Origin of the sequence: Synechococcus sp. CC9311, from assembly GCF_000014585.1 — a bacterium.
GTDB lineage: Bacteria > Cyanobacteriota > Cyanobacteriia > PCC-6307 > Cyanobiaceae > Synechococcus_C.
This window is the reverse complement of sequence record NC_008319.1, coordinates 2362301-2382473: the sequence shown is the minus strand read 5'-3', so window position 1 is coordinate 2382473 and position 20173 is coordinate 2362301. Positions and strand designations below refer to the sequence as shown.

At 55.4% G+C, this 20173-nt stretch carries 19 protein-coding genes; 9 read left to right on the top strand and 10 right to left on the bottom strand.

Annotation, left to right across the window (positions count from 1 at the left end; all coding sequences use genetic code 11):
• Positions 1-130: 130 nt before the first annotated feature.
• Positions 131-553, top strand: coding sequence for a hypothetical protein (locus tag SYNC_RS12455; protein ID WP_011620602.1), 423 nt, complete (start codon positions 131-133; stop codon positions 551-553).
• 30 nt (positions 554-583) lie between these two features.
• Here SYNC_RS12455 and pgk read toward each other — a convergent pair whose 3' ends face one another.
• On the bottom strand, positions 584-1792 hold the full coding sequence (gene pgk / locus SYNC_RS12450; RefSeq protein ID WP_011620601.1) for a phosphoglycerate kinase: 1209 nt from the start codon (positions 1790-1792) through the stop codon (positions 584-586).
• A 92-nt stretch (positions 1793-1884) separates the two neighbouring features.
• On the opposite strand from pgk, the gene SYNC_RS12445 reads away from it, so the two are divergent.
• The 3 genes from SYNC_RS12445 to SYNC_RS12435 are packed head-to-tail and all read left to right on the top strand — an operon-like array spanning position 1885 to position 4144.
• Positions 1885-2268 carry a universal stress protein gene (locus tag SYNC_RS12445; RefSeq protein WP_011620600.1) on the top strand — a complete coding sequence of 128 codons (384 nt, stop codon included), beginning with the start codon at positions 1885-1887 and terminating at the stop codon, positions 2266-2268.
• Positions 2265-3143, top strand: coding sequence for a ribosome biogenesis GTPase YlqF (gene ylqF / locus SYNC_RS12440; RefSeq protein WP_011620599.1), 879 nt, complete (start codon positions 2265-2267; stop codon positions 3141-3143). The genes SYNC_RS12445 and ylqF overlap by 4 nt, the downstream gene beginning before the upstream one ends.
• Positions 3140-4144 (top strand): RluA family pseudouridine synthase, encoded by a 1005-nt coding sequence (locus SYNC_RS12435; RefSeq protein WP_041426772.1) that lies wholly within the window; start codon positions 3140-3142, stop codon positions 4142-4144. The genes ylqF and SYNC_RS12435 overlap by 4 nt, the downstream gene beginning before the upstream one ends.
• Here SYNC_RS12435 and SYNC_RS12430 read toward each other — a convergent pair.
• Together SYNC_RS12430 and SYNC_RS12425 are read right to left on the bottom strand one after the other, a co-directional pair.
• Positions 4141-5826, bottom strand: a complete 1686-nt coding sequence (locus SYNC_RS12430) for a cellulose binding domain-containing protein (protein ID WP_041426771.1) — start codon at positions 5824-5826, stop codon at positions 4141-4143. The genes SYNC_RS12435 and SYNC_RS12430 overlap by 4 nt on opposite strands.
• A gap of 389 nt (positions 5827-6215) precedes the next feature.
• Positions 6216-7829, bottom strand: a complete 1614-nt coding sequence (locus tag SYNC_RS12425; RefSeq protein ID WP_011620595.1) for an ABC transporter ATP-binding protein — start codon at positions 7827-7829, stop codon at positions 6216-6218.
• A 55-nt stretch (positions 7830-7884) separates the two neighbouring features.
• On the opposite strand from SYNC_RS12425, the gene SYNC_RS12420 reads away from it, so the two are divergent.
• The gene (locus SYNC_RS12420) at positions 7885-10221 is read left to right on the top strand and encodes a bifunctional (p)ppGpp synthetase/guanosine-3',5'-bis(diphosphate) 3'-pyrophosphohydrolase (protein WP_011620594.1); all 2337 of its coding nucleotides are present in this window, start codon (positions 7885-7887) and stop codon (positions 10219-10221) included.
• Positions 10222-10238: 17 nt separating this feature from the next.
• The gene (locus SYNC_RS12415) at positions 10239-11687 is read left to right on the top strand and encodes a YdiU family protein (protein WP_083756100.1); all 1449 of its coding nucleotides are present in this window, start codon (positions 10239-10241) and stop codon (positions 11685-11687) included.
• 17 nt (positions 11688-11704) lie between these two features.
• Here SYNC_RS12415 and SYNC_RS12410 read toward each other — a convergent pair whose 3' ends face one another.
• Positions 11705-12193, bottom strand: coding sequence for a DUF2062 domain-containing protein (locus SYNC_RS12410; protein WP_011620592.1), 489 nt, complete (start codon positions 12191-12193; stop codon positions 11705-11707).
• An 80-nt stretch (positions 12194-12273) separates the two neighbouring features.
• Between SYNC_RS12410 and mnmE the strand changes: the two genes are divergently transcribed.
• Complete coding sequence (gene mnmE, locus SYNC_RS12405) at positions 12274-13665, top strand: tRNA uridine-5-carboxymethylaminomethyl(34) synthesis GTPase MnmE (protein ID WP_011620591.1); 1392 nt, start codon at positions 12274-12276, stop codon at positions 13663-13665.
• On the opposite strand, the gene SYNC_RS12400 is transcribed toward mnmE, so the two are convergent.
• The gene (locus tag SYNC_RS12400) at positions 13666-15258 is read right to left on the bottom strand and encodes a permease (RefSeq protein WP_011620590.1); all 1593 of its coding nucleotides are present in this window, start codon (positions 15256-15258) and stop codon (positions 13666-13668) included.
• 82 nt (positions 15259-15340) lie between these two features.
• On the bottom strand, positions 15341-15517 hold the full coding sequence (locus SYNC_RS14835; RefSeq protein WP_167897241.1) for a hypothetical protein: 177 nt from the start codon (positions 15515-15517) through the stop codon (positions 15341-15343).
• A gap of 48 nt (positions 15518-15565) precedes the next feature.
• On the opposite strand from SYNC_RS14835, the gene SYNC_RS12395 reads away from it, so the two are divergent.
• Entirely contained in the window at positions 15566-16000 is a 435-nt protein-coding gene (locus tag SYNC_RS12395) for a secondary thiamine-phosphate synthase enzyme YjbQ (protein WP_011620588.1), read from the top strand.
• A 350-nt stretch (positions 16001-16350) separates the two neighbouring features.
• Here the strand turns inward: SYNC_RS12395 and SYNC_RS12390 are convergent, their stop codons facing one another.
• Entirely contained in the window at positions 16351-17178 is an 828-nt protein-coding gene (locus SYNC_RS12390) for an amidohydrolase family protein (RefSeq protein ID WP_202795157.1), read from the bottom strand.
• A gap of 133 nt (positions 17179-17311) precedes the next feature.
• On the opposite strand from SYNC_RS12390, the gene nadC reads away from it, so the two are divergent.
• Entirely contained in the window at positions 17312-18226 is a 915-nt protein-coding gene (gene nadC / locus SYNC_RS12385; RefSeq protein WP_049750413.1) for a carboxylating nicotinate-nucleotide diphosphorylase, read from the top strand.
• 153 nt (positions 18227-18379) lie between these two features.
• On the opposite strand, the gene SYNC_RS12380 is transcribed toward nadC, so the two are convergent.
• The 3 genes from SYNC_RS12380 to SYNC_RS14830 form a co-directional block, all read right to left on the bottom strand.
• Complete coding sequence (locus SYNC_RS12380) at positions 18380-18739, bottom strand: VanZ family protein (RefSeq protein WP_011620583.1); 360 nt, start codon at positions 18737-18739, stop codon at positions 18380-18382.
• 100 nt (positions 18740-18839) lie between these two features.
• Positions 18840-19610, bottom strand: a complete 771-nt coding sequence (locus SYNC_RS12375; RefSeq protein ID WP_167897239.1) for an SdiA-regulated domain-containing protein — start codon at positions 19608-19610, stop codon at positions 18840-18842.
• A 391-nt stretch (positions 19611-20001) separates the two neighbouring features.
• Positions 20002-20166, bottom strand: a complete 165-nt coding sequence (locus SYNC_RS14830; protein WP_167897237.1) for a hypothetical protein — start codon at positions 20164-20166, stop codon at positions 20002-20004.
• Positions 20167-20173: the final 7 nt, after the last annotated feature.

The following is a 20173-nucleotide window of genomic DNA, read 5'->3' as shown; positions in this document are numbered from 1 at the left end:
TTTTCCAGGCATCGCAGTGGAGCGGCATGCTCAAGCGTCCTGGTTAGATCCGGTCATGCTTGATGCCCATTTGGGTCAGATTTTGACGGGATCTTGCTTTCAGGATGAGTGCGTTGTGTGAATGATTCGCATGGTTACGCCTAAGCATTGGAAGCGGTATCTGGTCATCCCTTGTGCCGCGTTTGCTGCCGCCGCTCTCCACCCCGCTACGGGATGGGCTGAGTCTCCAATGAAGTCGCGCGCGGCTCGATTAACGCTTACGGATGCGCAAAAGCAGCAGCTTTTTGAGGCACGGCGCCGCTGGGAGTTGAGCAGTTTTGACCAGCAGAAGGCTTTGTTGGCAGCCAAGCAACGATGTATTCAATCGGCCAACACCATCGATGCCTTTCGGGTGTGTAAGCAGGAGCAACGCCAAGGCCGACGGGAATTATTTAAGGAGGCACGCGCTGCCATGACGGCAGAACGGCAGCGACTGGGACTTCCGCCTAGGCCAGAGCGGCGACGATTACAGAAAAAAGGCCGCTCCAATTGGAACGGCCCTGAATTCAGCTGATCGATCAGCTGTTTGGTGTTGTGGCTTGAATCAAGCGGCGTCGTCCAGTGCGGCGACGCCTGGAAGCACCTTGCCTTCCAGCAGCTCGAGGCTGGCTCCACCACCGGTGGAGATGTGAGACATCTTCTCGGCCAGGCCTGCTTTCTCAACAGCAGCAACGGAATCGCCACCGCCAATGATCGTGCAGCAGCCTTTTCCGCTGAGTTCAGCCAGTGTTGTCGCAATGGCGTTGGTTCCAGCCGCGAACTTGTCGAACTCGAAGACGCCCATGGGGCCATTCCAGATCACGGTTTTGCAATCAGCCAGGGCAGCTTGGAACACCTTGATGGCATCAGGACCGATGTCGAGTCCCATCCAGCCGTCTGGAATGGCTGTGACGTCTGCCACTTGGCTGTTGGCATCAGGAGCGAAGTTGTCGGCAAGCAACACATCGGTGGGGAGCAGCAGCTCAACGCCCTTGGCCTTTGCTTTGGCTTCCAATTCCTTGGCCAGTTCGAGTTTGTCTTCTTCAACGAGGCTCTTACCAACGGCCAGACCGCGAGCTTTGTAGAAGGTGAAAATCATTCCTCCGCCGATCAGCACCTTGTCGCACTTGTCGATCAAGGCTTCGAGAACGCCGATTTTGCTGCTCACCTTGGAGCCGCCAACAATCGCAGCAAGAGGACGCTTGGGCTCATCCACAGCACCCTGGAGGTACTGAAGTTCCTTCTCCATCAGGAAGCCAGCCACGGATGGCTTGAGGAACTTGGTCACGCCTTCCGTGGATGCGTGGGCGCGGTGGGCAGCACCAAAAGCATCGTTGACGTAAACGTCAGCAAGGCCAGCAAGCTGTTTGGCGAAGTCGGCGTCATTCTTTTCTTCTTCAGCAAAGAAGCGCACGTTCTCGAGCAGAACCACATCGCCGTTGGCCATGGCGTTCACCTTGGCTTCGGCGTCAGGTCCGATGCAGCTTTCGGTTTTAGTCACAGGCTTGCTGAGCAGCTCGCTTAAACGAGTAGCTACTGGGGTGAGGCGCATCTTGTCATTGACCTGACCCTTCGGACGGCCGAAGTGAGCCGCCAAGATCACTTTGGCGCCTTTGCCGATTAAGTCATTGATCGTTGGAAGGGCTGCACGAATGCGGGTGTCGTCTGTGATGGCACCGGCGTCGTTCAGAGGCACGTTGAAATCGACCCGGACAAGAACGCGTTTTCCGCTCAAGTCGCTGGTGTTCAGTTTGGCCAGGGAACGCTTCGCCATGTGGTTTATGTCGTGAGGTGTGAAATCGGGGCGAGGTTAACCCGATTACGCGCTAGCACTGGACAGAGAGGGGTACTACCGGAGGTGGCCCAATGTTTGAAACCGTTTTGCTTCCGCTGGATCAGAGCCGAGAAGCTGTTGAAGCGGCGACCAAAGCCCTGGACTTGGCACGCAGTCACAACAGCAAATTGATTCTGTTGTCTGTCGTTCAGTCCGAGCGACCTGAGATGCATGACCATGAGGTGGTGGCAACCTTATTGGCCGAAACCAAAGCTCGTTTTGAGCAGGTTGGGGTGACCTGTGATGTGGTGGAGCGTGAGGGGATGCCAGCGTTTGTGATTTGCGATGTGGCAGACGAGTTGAATGTGGACGTGATTGTGATGGGCACCCGCGGCGTGAATCTTGAAGCCGAAAGCGGCAGCACGGCAACGCGGGTGATTCAGCTCGCTCCCTGTCCTGTTTTGGTGGTGCCGTGAGCGCACCTCCAATTCAGTGGTATCCGGGGCACATAGCCAAGGCGGAACAGCAGCTCAAGCGCAACCTCGACAAGGTTGATCTGGTGATTGAGGTGCGTGATGCTCGCATTCCCCTAGCCACCGGACACCCCCATCTCAACCGCTGGTTGAAGGGGAAGCAGCATTTGTTGGTGATCAATCGACGCGACATGGTCACGACTGCGGCATGGGAGGCCTGGGATCAGTGGTTTAAAGCGCAGGGGCAACGCACGGTTTGGTGTGATGCCAAGGCTGGTACAGGGGTGAAGCAGGTGCAGCAGGCGGCGATCCGGGCTGGAAATCAACTCAACGAGAGGCGGAAGAATCGGGGGATGCGCCCGCGGGCCGTGCGCGCCCTCACCCTCGGCTTTCCCAATGTGGGGAAGTCGGCCTTGATCAATCGGCTGGTGAAGAAAAAGGTGGTAGCGAGTGCCCGTCGGGCTGGGGTCACCCGCACCTTGCGTTGGGTGCGGCTTGGCCAAGACTTGGATTTGCTCGATGCCCCCGGCGTTTTGCCCCCTCGCTTAGACGATCAAAAGGCGGCGCTGCATCTCGCCCTGTGCGATGACATTGGACAAGCTGCCTATGACGGCGAGCTGGTGGCCCAGGCTTTTTTGCAGTTGTTAATCGATGCCCAGGGGCGTGAAGCCTCCGGGGTTGTGTTGTCGACCCTGGAGCAGCGTTATGGAACGCCAGTGGCGGGAAGCACTGCTGATCCAGCGTTCTGGCTGGAGGCCACGGCCGAACGTCACACCTCTGGGGATACGGCACGGATGGCACAGCGGTTGCTCGATGATTTTCGTCGTTCGCTGTTGGGTTCGATTGCGTTGGAATTACCGGAACAGGGGGAGTCTTGAGCGCTCAAGACCAAGGGTTTGTGCGCCCCCCCTTGTCTGAGGAAGTGTTTACAGATGGGTTTGGAGAGGGGGAAGGGGATCTCGTCACCCTCACGTATCCCAAGCCACTTCCGATGCGTTTGGATCGCTGGCTGGTGAGTCAGCGGTCTGAGCAAAGTCGGTCTCGGATCCAAAAGTTCATTGATGCTGGATATGTACGGGTGAATGGCAAGACGGGGAAGGCTAAAACCCCCTTGCGCAACGGAGATCAGGTCCAGCTTTGGATGCCACCGCCAGAGCCGCTTCCCTACCTCAAGCCTGAGCCGATGGATCTCGATGTGCTGTTTGAAGACGAGCACTTAATCGTGATCAATAAGCCAGCCGGACTGACCGTGCATCCTGCGCCTGGGAACAAGGATGGAACGCTGGTGAATGGTTTGCTGCATCACTGCCAGGATTTGCCAGGGATCAGCGGCAAATTGAGGCCTGGAGTCGTCCATCGCCTCGATAAAGACACGACGGGGTGCATCGTGGTTGCGAAATCTCAGGAGGCGTTGGTTCGTCTGCAGGCCCAGATCCAACAGAGGATTGCGTCACGCGAGTATCTGGCTGTGGTGCACGGGGTGCCACAAGGAGAGTCGGGAACGATCATTGGCGCGATCGGACGTCATCCTGTCGATCGCAAAAAATATGCAGTGGTGAGTGATGACAGTGGTCGCTATGCGCGCACGCACTGGACCCTCCAGGAGCGACTTGGTGATTACTCCCTTTTGCGCTTCAAGCTCGATACGGGGCGAACGCATCAGATCCGCGTGCATTGCGCCCATATCAATCACGCCGTGGTGGGGGATATCACTTACAGCCGCTGCAGGAAACTGCCGGTGGAACTTCCTGGGCAAGCCCTGCATGCCTTTCAGTTGGGCCTCGATCATCCGATCACAAAAGAGCGGATGTTGTTTGAGGCCCCAGTCCCATCGGTGATGGAGAAACTACTGATCGTTTTGCGGAAACGATGTATTTAGAGGAGCGTCAGCTCCGTTCCTGAGGCCATCAGCAGTTCGGATGTAAGAGATCCATCCCCGCTGAGTTCCTCTCCACTCAATGCATTGAAACCCACCGTCATGGCTTGACCTGCAGCAAGCGATTGTGCCCAGTCAGCACCTTTGAGCTCGTAGCGGTAAAGGCCGTCTCCAAGCTCTTGCGTGGAGACATCTACCCCCCAGGATTCTCCGTAAAACTGATGAGTGCTGATGAAACTCACCCCCCAATCGTCCAATGATTGATTGCTTTGATTGGTCACGTTCATCGAGACGGTGAAGCCACCCTCCCAAAGATCACCACTCACCTGAATCTCCAGGGGAGAGCCGGTGAGAGGATCCGGTTGCACAGTTCCGGGATCAGAGGGTGAGGGGTTAAGTGAAGGCTTTGAATCGGTTGAGCTAATCAGTGGTGTGGTTCCAGAAAGATTTTCTAGGTTCTTTGAGAGTGGATCTCCCAGCTCAACAATGCCTTGGTAATAGTTGATCACAGTGTTGTCGCTGACATCGAGGGCCGGCCACTGAGGCCAGTCAAAGGTGTCATTCATAAAGGGTTCATTTTGATCCCATCCCAAAACTGTTAAATGATGAATATCGTGTGCAATGGCTACGCCTTCGATGCTAAGAAATCCATGGGTTCTGGCGTGCATCCAGCCGCCATAATGCGGCTCCATCTTGAGGGTGTTGATGAAATGTTCTTCGAGTTGATTGGTTGTTAAATAATCAGCAAACCCTTCATGGCCAAACTGTTCAACCATCTGCATAACGTCGCCACTGCTGCCTAGGCGGGCCGTGCGTTGAATGTCGGCCAGGATTTGTGGGTCGTAGGACGCATCGGCGATCCAACCCACCTTGGCTCCCTGCATTGCAAACCAAAGCCCAACGCCTTGAAGATCGTTACCCCAGGCCTGGCTGTTATTTGTGAGCTTATTTTCAAAAGCCCATGCGCCAATGGCCTCGATATCAACTGGGGCTAATCCTGCAAAGTCCCTTAAGCCGTTGTAAGCCAATAACGCTTCCGTTGTAATTGCAGTTCGTCCACCGACAAGTTCGTTGTGCTCTGAGTTGTGATTGGAGTCATGAAAAGAGCCCCAAATGTTGATGTCTGTGAACCCACTTTCGGACGCTTGCTGCATGGAGTGGTCATGGTTCATCCCGTGATCTCCCAAGCCGTGTTCTCCCATTGCTGGCGTCATTGCCGACTCCATCGGTGACGTCATCGGAGGTGTCATCGGAGGTGTCTCAACGATTGGTTCAGCCACCGGCTCCGAAGGGGCGTCTGCATTCCCAGGGCTTTCTTCGTTTGATGGTGAGATCGTTGATATCGCGTTGTCTGTGCCGAAGAGCAATGCAGCAGAAAGCTCCCCTTCGTTTCCTATCTCAGTGCCTTGCGTCCCATTGAATCCAATGGTGACCGACTTTCCTGCTGGGATCCGTTCTCCCCAGTCTTTTCCCGTCACGGTGTAGCGCGTTAGGCCGTTGTCGAGAAGAACCGCGCTGATCTCGGCTCCCCAAGGAGCCGTGTTGATGAGGTGAGGGCTGTCGAAGCTATAGCTCCAGCTTTCAAGATCTTGTGTGGATGTGTTGGTGAGTGTTATTGCAGCAGTGAACCCCTCCCACCACCGATCACCGGAGATGGAGGTTTGCAAGACATTCGTTGATTCCATGGCCCTTGGTATGGGGGGACAATGTCATCTCAGCGCTGAAGTCCAACCAAGTTCTGACTCCAAGAGCAGAACCTGTGTCTGAATGTATTCATGGTGTAAATAGCTGTTTGCCTTTTCTGATCCCTGTTCTATTTGCATATAAAAACCGTTCATTTGGAGGATGGTTTTTGTGCGGCAATGAATGGGTTAAGGCGGTCAAATTAAGATGGAACTTAGACATCATCGGGCCGACAAAGTCTTGCTGACCATTCGCGCTCAAGCTGTTTTGATTGAGCGTCTTGTATGGCGATGACGAGGATTTAACCGTTTGAACAACGAATTCAGCTGCTGGAAAATGAAGGCGAAGGAGTACAACTTTTTGGCATCGCAAAGCAGATGCTCGCTTGTTCTTATCGGTTGCTGGTTGGCAACAGCGGGCAGGCTTCGACCAATGTTCGGGTAATCGCAGCTTCTGGGTGGCGTAGCAACTGATCTCCAGGACCTTCTTCCACAACCTTGCCTCGATCCAGCACGATCACGCGATGGCAGAAGCCACTCGCCACCGAGAGGTCATGGGTCACGAAAATCATCGCCAGGCCTAAGTCTTGCTGCAGACGTCTCAGCAGGGCCAGGACTTCAGCTTGGATCTCTGCATCGAGCATGCTCACGCTCTCATCGCAGATCAGCACCTGCGGGCCTAAGGCCAAAGCGCGAGCAATAGCGACGCGTTGTTGCTGGCCACCAGACAGTTGCTTGGGCAGTCGATTTTGAAAATGATCCGCTGGTGAAAGGCCCACAAGTTCCAGAAGCTCCCGTGCCCGTTCTCGTGCGCCTGCCCGCGAGGCGAGCCCATGGATCAGCAGCGGGTCTGCGATGGCGTCGGCGACGGTGAGGGCTGGATTAAGGCAGGCCAGCGGGTCTTGAAACACCATCTGAATGGTGCGTCTTGCTTGTCGTTCAGCACTGCCACGCAGTTGGAGCAGGTTTTGGGTTTGGAGCCAAACCTCGCCTCCGCGAATTGGGGTGAGGCCCATCAAGGCTCGGCAAAGGGTGCTTTTCCCACAGCCAGAGCCACCCACCACGCCCAACGATTCGCCGGATTGCAAGGTGAAGCTCACGCCATCCACCGCTTTCAGCCAGTTGGGAGACCAGGGCGGTCCTCCGAGGTTGTGCCAACAGCGCAATCCTTCCACTTGCAGCACTGCTGTTCCGTCAGGCTGATCCGGCGTATTGCCTCCTTCCCTGGCCCTGGCGGCTGCGACGAGCCGCTTGCCGATCTCAGATTGGGGGTGGGTCAGTACTAAATCGCTGCTGTTTTGTTCCACAAGACGGCCCCCGTCCAAGACCGCCATGTCTTCACACCAGCGGTTGGCCATGGCCAAGTCATGGGTGATGAGCAGGAGGGCGCTTCCAAGCTCTTCGCAGAGAGTGCGCAGCACCTCCATCACCTGCCCCGCAACCGCAACATCCAGGCTGGTGGTTGGTTCGTCGGCGATAACAAGGGGGGGTGCGAGTGCAATGGCCAGTGCGATGGCTAAGCGCTGACGCATGCCACCACTGAATTCGTGGGGATAGGCCCAAAAGCGCTCGGCCCCGATTCCCACCTGTTCCAGCAGACTTTCAGCGCGGTCTTTCCGCTCTTGATGCCCCATGGTCGGCCGGTGCGCGGCGAAGGTGTCGAGGAGGTGTCCACCCACGGTCATCAGTGGATTGAGCCGAGTCATCGGGTCTTGAAACACCAGGCCAACCGCTTCTCCGCGCAGGGCGCGCAAGGCAGACCGACTTAGTTGGCGTGGATCTTGACCATTTAGACGTAGATCTCCTTTGCAGCAGCTCCCTGGAGGTAAGAGCTGCAATGCAGCTCGCGCCACTGTGCTCTTCCCGCATCCAGACGGCCCAACAAGTGCCAAGCGATCTCCCGATTTCAGGCTGAGATCCAATCCATCCAGCGTCCAGGACTCACTTCCTGGGTAGCGCAGACGCAACTGATTCAGCGTCAGAACCGTTCCTGGCGCGTTGGGCATAAAAGAAAGCACGGTGCCTCATGCCTACATACCATGGATGCACCCGCCGGGTTGGATGCTCAACGCAACCTCTGCACCCGATCCATCCCAGACTCAGTCTGGATCGACTTCTGCGGCCTGCGGTTTAACGGCATTGCGCGAACGTCCGCTTCGCTTGCCGGATGGCTATGACATCGAGCTTCCTGACTGGTTGAAGCAGTGCCTGACTCACGTTCCTCCCGGTATCGGACATAGTTGCCCGACCGATCCAGAGGCCCTGTTAGCGGCTGCTTTTGATTTTGCGTTTCAGCTGCATGAGGGGCAGTTCCGGGCCAGCGGTGATCCCTACATCGTGCATCCGGTGGCCGTTGCAGATCTGTTGCGGGACATTGGGGCGAGTGCCAGCGTGATTGCAGCGGGTTTCCTCCACGATGTGGTGGAAGACACCGATGTGACACCAGATCAGATCGAAAGCCATTTCGGACCTGAGGTTCGTGAGTTGGTGGAAGGCGTCACCAAGTTGGGGGGCCTTCATTTCACCAATCGAACGGAAGCCCAAGCCGAGAATCTGCGCAAGATGTTTCTGGCGATGGCCAGTGATATTCGTGTGGTGTTGGTGAAGCTGGCGGATCGTCTGCACAACATGCGCACGATTGGCGCGCTCAAGGAGGAGAAACAGCAGCGCATCGCTAGGGAAACGCGTGAGATTTACGCACCGCTTGCCAATCGCTTGGGGATTGGTCGCTTCAAATGGGAACTCGAAGATCTCTCGTTCAAGTTGCTGGAGCCTGAAGCCTTCCGCGAGATGCAGCAGGAGGTTTCAACCAAGAGAAGTGAGCGGGAGGATCGCCTCTCCGTCACGGTGCAGTTGCTCTGTGACCGCTTGGCCGCCGTGGGCCTCGACAGCTGTGAGGTGAGTGGTCGCCCGAAACATCTCTATGGCATCTGGACCAAGATGCAACGCCAGCAGAAGGAGTTCCACGAGATCTATGACGTGGCTGCGTTACGGATCCTGACGCCGAATGTCGAGAGCTGTTATCGCGCCCTTGCTGTGGTTCATGACACGTTCAGACCGATCCCAGGCCGGTTCAAGGACTACATCGGCTTGCCTAAACCCAATGGTTATCAATCACTTCACACCGCTGTAATCGGACGCCATCGTCCGATCGAGGTGCAGATTCGTACCTGGGACATGCATCAGGTCTCGGAGTTCGGCATTGCTGCCCACTGGAAATACAAGGAGGGTGGATCCCCCGCTACTGGTGGAGATACGGAGCGTTTCAACTGGTTGCGTCAGCTCGTGGATTGGCAGCAGGAGGGGGCCGCTGATGATCACAACGACTATCTGGCTTCGATCAAGGAAGATCTATTTGACGAGGAGGTGTTTGTGTTCACGCCTAAGGGCGATGTTGTGGGGCTTCGTAAGGGGTCAACTGCGGTTGATTTTGCCTTTCGTATTCACTCTGAGGTTGGGAATCATTGTCATGGCGTAAGGATTAATGATCGGCTTTTGCCCTTGTCGACCCCGCTTCAAAATGGTGACTTCATTGATATTCTCACCTCGAAAAATGCTCATCCAAGTTTAGATTGGCTCAATTTTGTAGCCACCCCAACGGCACGAAATCGCATTCGTCAGTGGTACAAACGCAGCCATCGTGACGAGACGATTGATCGCGGTAAAGAACTACTTGAACGCGAGTTGGGACGCAGTGGTTTTGATGCTCTGCTTGGCAGTGAAGCGATGCTCAAGGTGGCTGAGCGCTGCAACTTGCAAACCACGGAAGATCTGCTTGCTGGTCTTGGGTTTGGTGCTTTAACGCTGCATCAGGTGCTCAATCGTCTGCGCGAAGAAATTCGTCTGCAAACGGCTGCGGTGGAGGCACCTCTAAGCAATGAGGACGTTGCCAAGCAACTGGTCAAGCAGTCCGAGCAGCCATCTAATCGGGACGTTCCTTCCGTGGGAGCGGCACCCATCCTGGGTGTTGAAGGCTTAGATCATCGCCTTGGTGGATGTTGTAGTCCGCTGCCAGGAGAACCGATCTTGGGTGCTGTGGCCCTTGGTAATCACGGCATCACCATCCATCGTCAAGACTGCGCCAATCTGGAAGCGATCCCGACGGAACGTCGCTTGCCTGTGCGTTGGAACCCATCGCTGCAAGAAGTAGGTTCTCGATTCCCTGCTCACTTGCGCATTGAGGTGATTGATCGCGTTGGCATTTTGAAGGACATTCTGATGCGTTTGTCTGATGGTTCGATCAATGTCAGTGATGCTCAGGTGAGAACGGCCTATGGCAAGCCGGCCCGGATCGATTTGATGGTGGAACTGGGGAGTGCAGCGCAGTTGCAGCGCACCATGAACCAGATCCGCTCGATGGCAGATGTGATCGACATCGCGCGTACTGGTCAGAGTTGAGCAACCCGCTGTTGGCCATGCCGTTCGAACCCTCAATCGAGGGTTTGGGTGGGTCGTATTGGGATGTGGTGGAGGCGGCGGTTTTCCCGCGAACGCAGTTGCGCTTTCGCAACGACGCACTGTTGCGAAACCTGGGGGTGGAGCCTGACCGTGTGTCGGATCAAGACTTCGAGAGTGCCTATGGCCGTTTTGAAGAGCGCGTTCCCTTGCTCGCTCTTCGTTATCACGGCTACCAGTTCGGCACCTACAACCCCCAGCTTGGAGATGGCCGCGGCTTTCTCTATGGCCAACTGCGCGATCGAACCGGCCAGCTTCAAGACCTTGGCAGCAAAGGGAGTGGCACCACCCCCTGGAGTCGTGGTGGAGATGGACGCCTCACCTTGAAAGGCGGGGTGCGCGAAGTGATCGCCTCCGAGGCGTTGCATCGTCTTGGTGTAACCACAAGCCGCACGTTGTCGTTGATCGAAACGGGTGAGGAGCTTTGGCGTGGTGATGAACCCTCGCCGACGCGGAGTGCAGTGATGGTTCGGATGGCACGCACCCATCTGCGTTTCGGTAGCTGTGAACGGCTGTTGTATTTGCGTGACCCCCAAGGGTTGGAGCGCTTACTGCGCCATGTGGTGGCTGTCTACTACCCCGATGTTGCAGCGACCCATCCTGCACCTGATGGAGATCGCCTGGCCTTGGAACATCAGCTTCTTGCGTTCTATGGCGAGCTGGTGGATCGGGTTGCTCGCTTGGCAGCCGAGTGGATGACAGCAGGCTTTGTTCATGGCGTGCTCAACACCGACAACATGTCGCTGGCTGGTGAAAGTTTTGACTACGGACCGTTTGCCTTCTTAGACCGCTGGGATCCAAGTTTTACGGCGGCTTATTTCGATCAGACCTCTCTTTATTCCTATGGCCGTCAGCCAGCAATCTGTCGAAAGAATTTGCAGCTTCTCCAAAACCCTTTGGCGATGTTGCTGCCTCGGCCGCCGATGGAACAGTCGCTTGAGCGGTATACAAGCAGCTATCAAAATCACTATCGCTATTGCCTGTTGAGGCGGATGGGATTGACGCCCAATCCTGATGTGAAAAGTGATGAGCACTTGGTGAGCGCAACCCTGGAATTAATAGCGAGCTGGCCCGTTGGTTATGGAGATTTTTTTGCTGGTCTTTCTTCGGTTGTTCAATCCGCTGGTTTGCCCCAGGAGCCTGAGGGCTTGCCTGTCGTGTTGAACAATCTTCCAGCACCTCCCAGGGAGGTGTGGCAAAACTGGCGTGATGCCTGGTGGTGGCAAACCCAGGCCATCGAGCCCTCAGGAGCATCTGAGCTGGAGGCCTCAGTGTCTGAAGGCTTGAGGCGTTGGAATTTGAGCCAGACACCCACACGCCCCTTGATTGAATCGCTTTGGGAGGCCATCGATCAAGGGGACGATTGGCAGCCTCTTGGGGGATGGCTTGCATCGGTCATGACGGTCTGAGAATGCACTGAACGGGGTTACTTTCGTCCACGCTCTCGACGACGAGGGGCTGCGGCCCTGGCTCTTTGGGGTTGCAGCCAGTAAAGGGTGAACCACCAGCTAAGGCCCCCAAACACTGTTCCGGTCATGGTGGAGCCAAGCAAGAGACGGCTCATCACATCCCATCCCGCCGTGGCAAGCAGTTCTTGATTGAGATTGTTGAGCCCTGGCCAGCCAGCGCCTTCACCGAGGACCAGTGCCCCTAAGCGGTAGTTGAACCAAAACAGCGGCACGTAGGTGAATGGGTTGCTGATCCAGGTGCCTGCGGCGGCCAGCAAATGGTTGCCTCTGACAATGCTGGCTAAGCCAATTCCCAGCAGGGTTTGAAATCCAAAGAAGGGAAAGCAGCCGCAAAACACGCCTGCGGCCAGCCCGCGCGCGCGTTGGCCAGGGGTTCCCTCCTGCTGCCAGATCCACTGCAGCCATCGGTTCAAGCGTCGCTGAAATTTGTTCCGCAACCGCTTCATCAAAACTGCTTGCCGCCAGCGCGGCTGAGGAAGCTTCGGGATCGTAGGAAGGAGTGCGTGATGGCGGCAGGAATCAGGGAATGTCTGGGATTGGGCCAGATCAGGCGCTTTCGATAGCTGCGATCGCTACCGCTGTGGCACCGGGGCAGGGTGGCATCGCCGTGATTCGGTTGTCGGGTCCCAGTGCTGTGCGTGCTGTTGCGGCGATCACGGTGATTCCTGGTCAACAGGTGTGGGAGAGCCACCGGGTTCTGTATGGACATGTTGTGGCTGCCGGTGGTGTGGAACGGCTCGATGAGGTGCTGGTGCTGGTGATGTTGGCGCCGCGCAGTTTTACCGGAGAAGACGTTGTCGAGATTCATTGTCATGGCGGGGTGATCGCTGTACAGCAGGTCTTGGCACGTGTCTTGGAGCAGCCAGGCGTGCGACGGGCCCTGCCCGGTGAATTCAGCCAACGCGCTGTGCTGAATGGCCGTCTTGACCTCACCCGGGCGGAAGCGATTGGTGATTTGGTTGGAGCGCGCAGCCAGCGGGCAGCGCAATTGGCGATGGCAGGTCTCGATGGCGGGATCCAGAAAAAAATGGTGGTCTTGCGGGAGCGATTGCTCGATCAGCTCAGTGAGTTGGAGGCCCGCGTGGATTTTGAAGAGGATCTTCCTCCTTTGAATGGTGAGGCGCTCTTGCAGGAGCTGCAAGCTGTTCGCCTGGAGTTGCTCACGCTCGTGGCCGATGGCGAGCGGGGATCGGTTGTGCGCCATGGATTGAGGGTCGCGCTTGTGGGCCGGCCAAACGTGGGGAAAAGCTCCTTGCTCAACCTGTTGAGTCGCCGGGAGCGGGCGATCGTGACCGACTTGCCAGGTACCACGCGGGATTTGCTGGAAAGTGAGATCGTGCTCGATGGCGTACCGATCACCCTGCTCGACACCGCTGGAATCAGGGCCACCAGTAATGCCGTGGAGAAGTTGGGGATTGCTCGAAGCCGCGACGCCCTGGCGAGTGCCGATCTGGTGCTGCTGTTATTTGATCTCGCCCAGGGTTGGTCGGATGACGATCAGGCTTTGTTTGCTCTGATCCCCGAGGGGGTTCCCTGCTTGCGGGTCGGCAACAAAGCAGACCTCCCTCTTAAGGCTGAGCCCGTGGCTGAGACGGTTGCTGCATCAGTTGCGGATGTGCGCCTCAGCGCGGTCACTGGAGACGGGGAACAGGCTCTGGTTCAGGCAGTCCTTGAGCGTTGTGGAGCCTTAGGCGAACAGCCCTTGCTTCTGGCTTTAAATCAGCGTCAGTCTGATCTGGCGGTCACTGCGGCTGAGGCCCTGGCCCGTAGTGAGCAGGTGGCGGCCGATGGCCTCCCCTGGGATTTTTGGACGATTGATTTGCGTCAGGCGATTCGCAGCCTGGGTGAGATCACCGGTGAGCAGCTCACGGAGTCGGTGTTGGACAGGATTTTCTCTCGCTTCTGTATCGGCAAGTGATCACTTGCCCTCCGGTTGTTGGGGTAAGCGCCGGGCGATTAAAACCAACAGCGTGATCACCGCATAAGCGATGGCCCAGGGCTGACCGGTTCCCCAACCCAGATTCACCACGGTGTCAGCGGTGGAGAATTGCCAGGCATGGATCACGCCAAACCAGGCGAGTACAGCAGCCAATCCACTGCAGGTCGCGGCGGCGAGGAACCGGCCCTCAATGGCAAACACGAGCAAGGCCGCCAGCAACATCGCGGTGATGATCTGACCTTGCTCCAAGGCAAAGGCACCCGCTGCCCAGACATCACCATTGGCAAGTTGGTGGATCATCTGCTGGTTGAAAGGTCGCTCAGCAGTGCCGAGTCCACCAGTGCGCAAGCCGGCTTTCAGTAATTGGGCGCCCCAGCCAGCAAGACCAGGAAGCAGTCCGAGTACCACTGCGGGGGCGTGGCGTAAGGGTGTGGCCTGAAACGCCTGAGCTGTCATCGCAATGCCGATGTAAAGCACGATCGCCATGCCGGCATCGATGGGGATCAAGAGCGCCAGCAAGCCGAACAAGCCAAAGAAGCAAGCTGCCGACATCACCACGCCGTTCAGCCAGGAGTAGCCAGAGCGGGCCCCCATCTCTTTGAAGCCTGAATGGCCGATGTAAATCGTGGTGGGGAAGCAGGAACCGAGCACTGCAGCGGCGAGCGTCCCAGCACCGTCGATCAGCAGGCAGGTGCGGGTGGCGTAGCGATCACCAGCCGCTTCTGCACTTTCGAGGTTTTGCAGGGATCCGATCACATTGAAAAGCCCCATCGGCACGATCACCCCGAGCCATGGGAAGAGGTCGGTTCGGTTGTCCCAAAGGATCTGCAGCTGAAGCGTCGGTGGATGCCACCTGATGGTGCGGACGCTCTCTTGCCAGTCGCCTGGACTGGGAGCGAGCAAGCCGCTACTCCAGGCGAGAACCATGCCCAGAAGAACGGCCATCAGGCCTGTGGGTAATGGCCATCGCACCTTGGCGTAATAGCCGAGAACGATGACGGCCAAGCTCGTGAGTCCCACCAGAGGATGGGCATAGGTACGCAGCAGGAATCCCAGCGCGATGTAGCCAAGGGCGATACCGGCAAGGGTGGAGAGCAGGGCGGCTCGGGGGAGCCAGCGTCTTAAGCGGTCGGCACTGAAGGCTCCCGCGATTTCGATCAGACCCGATCCCATGCAGGCCACCATCCCCGCATGCCAAGAGCGGCTGATGGCCTCGGCCTCTGACATTCCGCCATTGAGGGCCGCCAGCTTGACCGGAAGCATGACGAGAAAAATGTAAGCAAACAAGCTGACCGTATTGATGCCATAGGGCATGGCGGTGCAGTCCTCACGGCGCTCTCTTGCTGCGAGTTGCCTGGCCAGTCGTGTGTACGCCAGATTCCCAACGAGAAGACTCACTCCGGCGGCAGGCAAGATCTGTCCGAACAGCAAGGCATCCGGGTAGCCAAGAACACCTCGGCAGAGGCTGATGATCAGCAGGATCTGGATCAGGTTGTTAAGCCCCAGGGCCAGAAACCCATCAAGGTCGCCTGGCTGCCATGGCCCGATGAGGCGCTGTACCTGAAGCTGCATGGTTGGCTGAGACTGGCGTCATCATCAGATGCCTTCAGGAGGATTTCGCAGAAGGTGATCTTTGTGCCCCTGCTGCGGGACGTCAGCGCCGTTGAGCCCAGTTCCAAACAAACCAGGCGACCAGCGCGACCAGCACCCAAGGCAACAGTGCCCTTAGAACCACGCTTGCCACAAGCAACACCAGCACGCTGACGCCAACACGCTTGACCAACGCCTTGCTCTCTGGGGTCATGTATTGCCAGCGGGGAATCAGGGCCATGCAACGTCTCCTTGATCAACTAGCTGTTTTAGACGCCAGCATGACGGCATGACATCCCAGCTCCTGAGCCTCCGCACCGAGGCCTCCTTTCAGTGCTTGCCCCTCACCGCAGATCTACGTCGCTTCGTTCAGGTGCACGGTGAACAGGATGGAGCTGTGGTCGTATCAGGCCAGCACACCACCACCGCGGTGATCATCAATGAAATGGAGGAACGACTGCTGATGGATCTGAAACGGTGGTTGAGCCAGCAGGCACCCCCAGGAGCGGACTGGAAACATGACGATCTGGAACTGAGGCACGGCATTCCGGATGATGAGCCGCGCAATGCCCATGCTCATCTGCAGGCTCTGATGCTTGGTAATGAGGTCACCGTGAATGTCAGTCATGGAGAGTTGCAATTGGGGCAATATCAAGAGGTGATGCTGGTGGAGCTTGACGGACCACGCCAGCGCAGGGTGTCGTTGCAGTGGCTTTCGGCCTGAAGCTGTGCCGCATCAGAGGGCCATGCCAGGGATCAATTCGGATTTGAAAGGCATAGCCGAGATGGTGATCGCCTGCGATCGGTGATCCTTAGCCTCAATTGAATTCGCAGCCACCCTGGCCAAGCTCTTCCAAGCAAACCGCATCAGGCTTCTAAACAAGACTTGGACTTAATGGCTGTATTCGTCCTGGTGCATGGTGGACTTCAAGGCAGCTGGTGCCAACGTGCTTCAGAGTGAAGGTCACCAGACGCTGAGTTTTAATCTGCCCCGACATGGGCAGGATCAGATGCCTCGAGATCGAGTGACAGTGAAGGCTGACGCCGAGGCCATCCGCGATTTGTATTCTTGGTTCAGAAGCTAGATTTGATTTTGTAAAACTCAATTGCATTATCTTTTAAAACTTTTTTCGCTGCTTCATCGCCAAGAGACTCAAGAATGATATTGATATCGCTTAGCTGAAAGGGTATCGGCGCTCTTGTTGATGGTAAGTCAGTGCCAAATAGTAGTGAATCTGGATTGGCTTGATGGAATAGTTTGATTGCTTGGGATGGGTCGAAGTCTATGCGACCAAACCCAGTGGCTTTTACCTTGTGGCCTCGTTCTACAAGTTTAAGAAGGTGGTGAAAACCTTCTTTTTTCATCCCTAGGTGGTCGATGCAGACAGCAGGTAATGGCAGTAATGCACTGGATAGCTCCTCAAGATGTGTGGAGTCTAAATACAACTCGACATGCCAGTTTGCGAGTTCATGAACTCTTTTTGCCATTGAGACTATATGAGTAATTCTTTTAGGCCCTCCACGGTATAGGTTGAATCTTAAGGCTCGTACCCCAGCCGAGTTGAGCTCAATGATTTTGTCATCCGATATATTGTTTGGCAGTTGAGCTACTCCAACATACTTGGGGCCAAGTGATTTTAAAGCGGCTAAAAGATGGCTTTGATTAAAGCCGTGAAATGAGCCAGAAATGATAGCCCCGCCTGCAAGGTCAAATGTTGATAGCCTTTTTCTGTAGTCTTGATGCGTAAATTCTTCGGGCAAATAACCATTGTTTCGTATCAATGGATAGCGAGAATCTATGATATGAAAATGGCTATCAAATAATTCAATTTTTGTAGTCAAAACTGCGTTCCTTGCAGGGTCTCGGTCAGCAAGCAATTGATTCGACGGTTCGATGACCACACGGCCAGTATCGCTGCGTCGATGAACCAAGAAGTTGTCATGGCCTTTTGCATTGCGAAGGCAGCTGATGACAGCAAGTCACATGCGCTTCTGGGGCACGGTGCGCGGTTGGGGGAGGGAGCCGAAGTTCATCATGGGAACAGTCCATTCTTTACAAGCCTTGGCACGAGCGGACCTCTCAATCACTCCACGACTTCGTCAACAGTTGGCGGAGTGGCTTCAGGAGGATCTCGGTCGCGGCGACCTCACAACTCCCGCCTTGCGGGGGCGAGAGGGTGAAGCCCATTGGCGGGCCAAAGCAAACGGGGTGTTCTGTGGCGGCGCGTTGTTGGAGCCCTTGCTCAAGGAGTTGGTGGGTTCTTCACCACCGGGGCTCGAATTGCACCTGCTCGTGCGGGATGGCACACCCATCGAGGCAGGGCAGCGACTGTTGGAGCTCAGGGGGCCGGCGGAACAGTTGGTGGCGATGGAACGCACGGCCCTCAATTTGGCGATGCGGCTGTCTGGCATTGCCACGGCAACGGCCGTTCTTGTGGCCCAGTTGGAAGGCACTGGTGTGGCCTTAGCCGACACGCGTAAAACCACTCCAGGCCTTCGGGGGCTTGAGAAATATGCCGTGCGTTGTGGTGGCGGGATCAATCACCGCATGGGGTTGGATGACGCAGCCATGCTCAAGGAAAACCACCTGGCTTGGGCGGGTGGAGTGACAGCCGCGATTGCAGCGGTGAGAGCCGATGCACCCTGGCCGGCCAGGGTGATTGTGGAGGCGGAAACGTCAGAAGAAGCCCAGGCTGCGGTGGCAGCAGGTGCGGATGCCCTGCTGCTCGATGAGTTCAGCCCGCAGGCTTTGACCACGTTGGTTCCCATGCTGCGCGCGCAGGCAGAAGCGCGCCCTGCTCGGGCATCCATTGTGTTGGAAGCTTCTGGGGTCAACCCTGCCGACTTGAAGCTCTACGCCACAACAGGGGTTGATTTGATTTCTACAAGTGCGCCGATGACGCGGAGCTCCTGGTTGGATCTGAGCATGCGCTTCACGCCCCCCGGGTGATGAGTATGGGCTGCACTTGTTGCGACGATGGAACGAAGTCTTCTGCTGTGGGTTGTATTGGCTTCCTCATTATGTGATTCCGTAGAGCTCTTGATTTGCTTGAAAGATGGTTGATTAAAGCAAAGCTATTCTTTCGCAAGTTGTGGGATCAATTTAGTGATTGCCTGTTTTGTGTCTTTCAAGTTTATTGGTTGAATATGCCAACGCAACGCCAATGAAAAGTCCGCAACCATTTGCTAGGAAATCCATCCATTCCCCATAGCGATTAGCGTGGGGCTGGATGAGTTCGATGAGGCCACCATAAAGTGCAAAACAAAGGATAATTGTTCGCCATCGCTTGGGTTTTCGCAGTGCGGTTGGAAAGGCAAGAGTTGCGTAAGCAATGAAATGGTGCGTTTTGTCTGACCCCGGAGCTTCGGGAAGATTGTCAAGGGGATATAACGAGAGAACTGTGATCAAAAGAAGGAGCAATGCGCTTAAATTGAACCATTGGTTTCGAATGAAGGTTGTCACTTTCTTCCTGTTACTTTGGTTTTTGATGGCCTGGTGTGGAGACTGTCTTGGTCGCTCTGGAAGTTATTGATCATGCAGAGATGAAGAGAGCTGATGATCGTCATTCGAGACTGTTGTGGTTAGAAAAGATCAATATCTCGGCCTTCTTGCCCTTTTTCCCTTCACTTGAAATCACTAGCTCTCCAGATTGCATCAATGCAATTCCTTCGGGCTGAATGAACTGACTCTTGTCCAATCTCCAGGCCCTTTTGAAATGTCCCTTTAAGGTATAGCAAACGATCATTTTTTCCCCTTTGGATCCAATGATGTAGAGATCATTGGATTGAGGGTGAATTGCGATGCCGGAAGGATTGAACGTGTCTTCTGAGTCGTCTAGGAAATCCTGGCTATCGATTGCAAATAGAGGCGAATGATCCACCTGCATTGATTGGAGGTTAAAGGCGTAAATGCGTCGTGTTCGATCATTTTTATTTCGCGACCCTTTGCAGGCAATTAACAGGCGATTTCTTTTAAGATCATGGCATAAGCCTTCCGGGTCTTGATCCTTGTGTAGCCCCAGGCTGTAATATTCATAATTAGCATTTTTGCGGGTAAAATCATGAACTTTGTAGATAGCTGGTTGCTTTCCTGCTTTTAGTAAATAGGCCGTATTCCCTGCAATGACAATGTCTTCTGAATCGCCATCGTCATGCTTGGTGTGCTCTGTAACCGTTCCAGAAACTAAATCAAAGATATGAATCTGCACAGCCTCATCTTGCACAAAGGCTAGGGAATTGTTGCTTTCTAGAGGTGATATGCCGGAAATCTCTTTGTACTGGTTTGGCAGTGAAAAGCTTTTTGCTGGGTCATTTAAGTTGTAAGGGAAGTTCATCGTATCTGTCCTATTGATTGGCCCCATCGAGTTGATTGTTGATGACTCTATTGCACATGGAGATCAGCTGTTTCTCAAGGGTGAGCAACCATTGTTTTGGTCTATCGCTCTTGTTCTGACGAGCGCTTTGCATTCATGGTGTGTTGCTCCAACATGCTTGATCTCTTTCGCCACAACTGCGGAGTTCCCAGCATTGATAGAAGCTGTATTCAGCGATCACTGCTTCAATCATGCCTCCTAACATGAGCAGCAGGGGTTCAAGTGCTGCCAGGGTATGAGGCAGCCAGTTGAGAAAATGGGATCACCAATCAGCACGAAATTAGCAATAACGTCAACGACTGCATTGATCATAAACACGTCTGAAGATCGAAACTGCCAATGGAAAGACAGGCTACCTGTTGAACTGGAAGGTGGCCTTGGGATTCTGTTGGCCAATGTATGCAATCAGTCCGCTCATGATTGCGAACTGGATCGTTATCGCGTTGAATCCAAACACGGCGAGTGAGAACGCCACTAAACCAGCACCCTCCTGCGGGATCAGGAGCTTGCCGGCCATTTTGCGC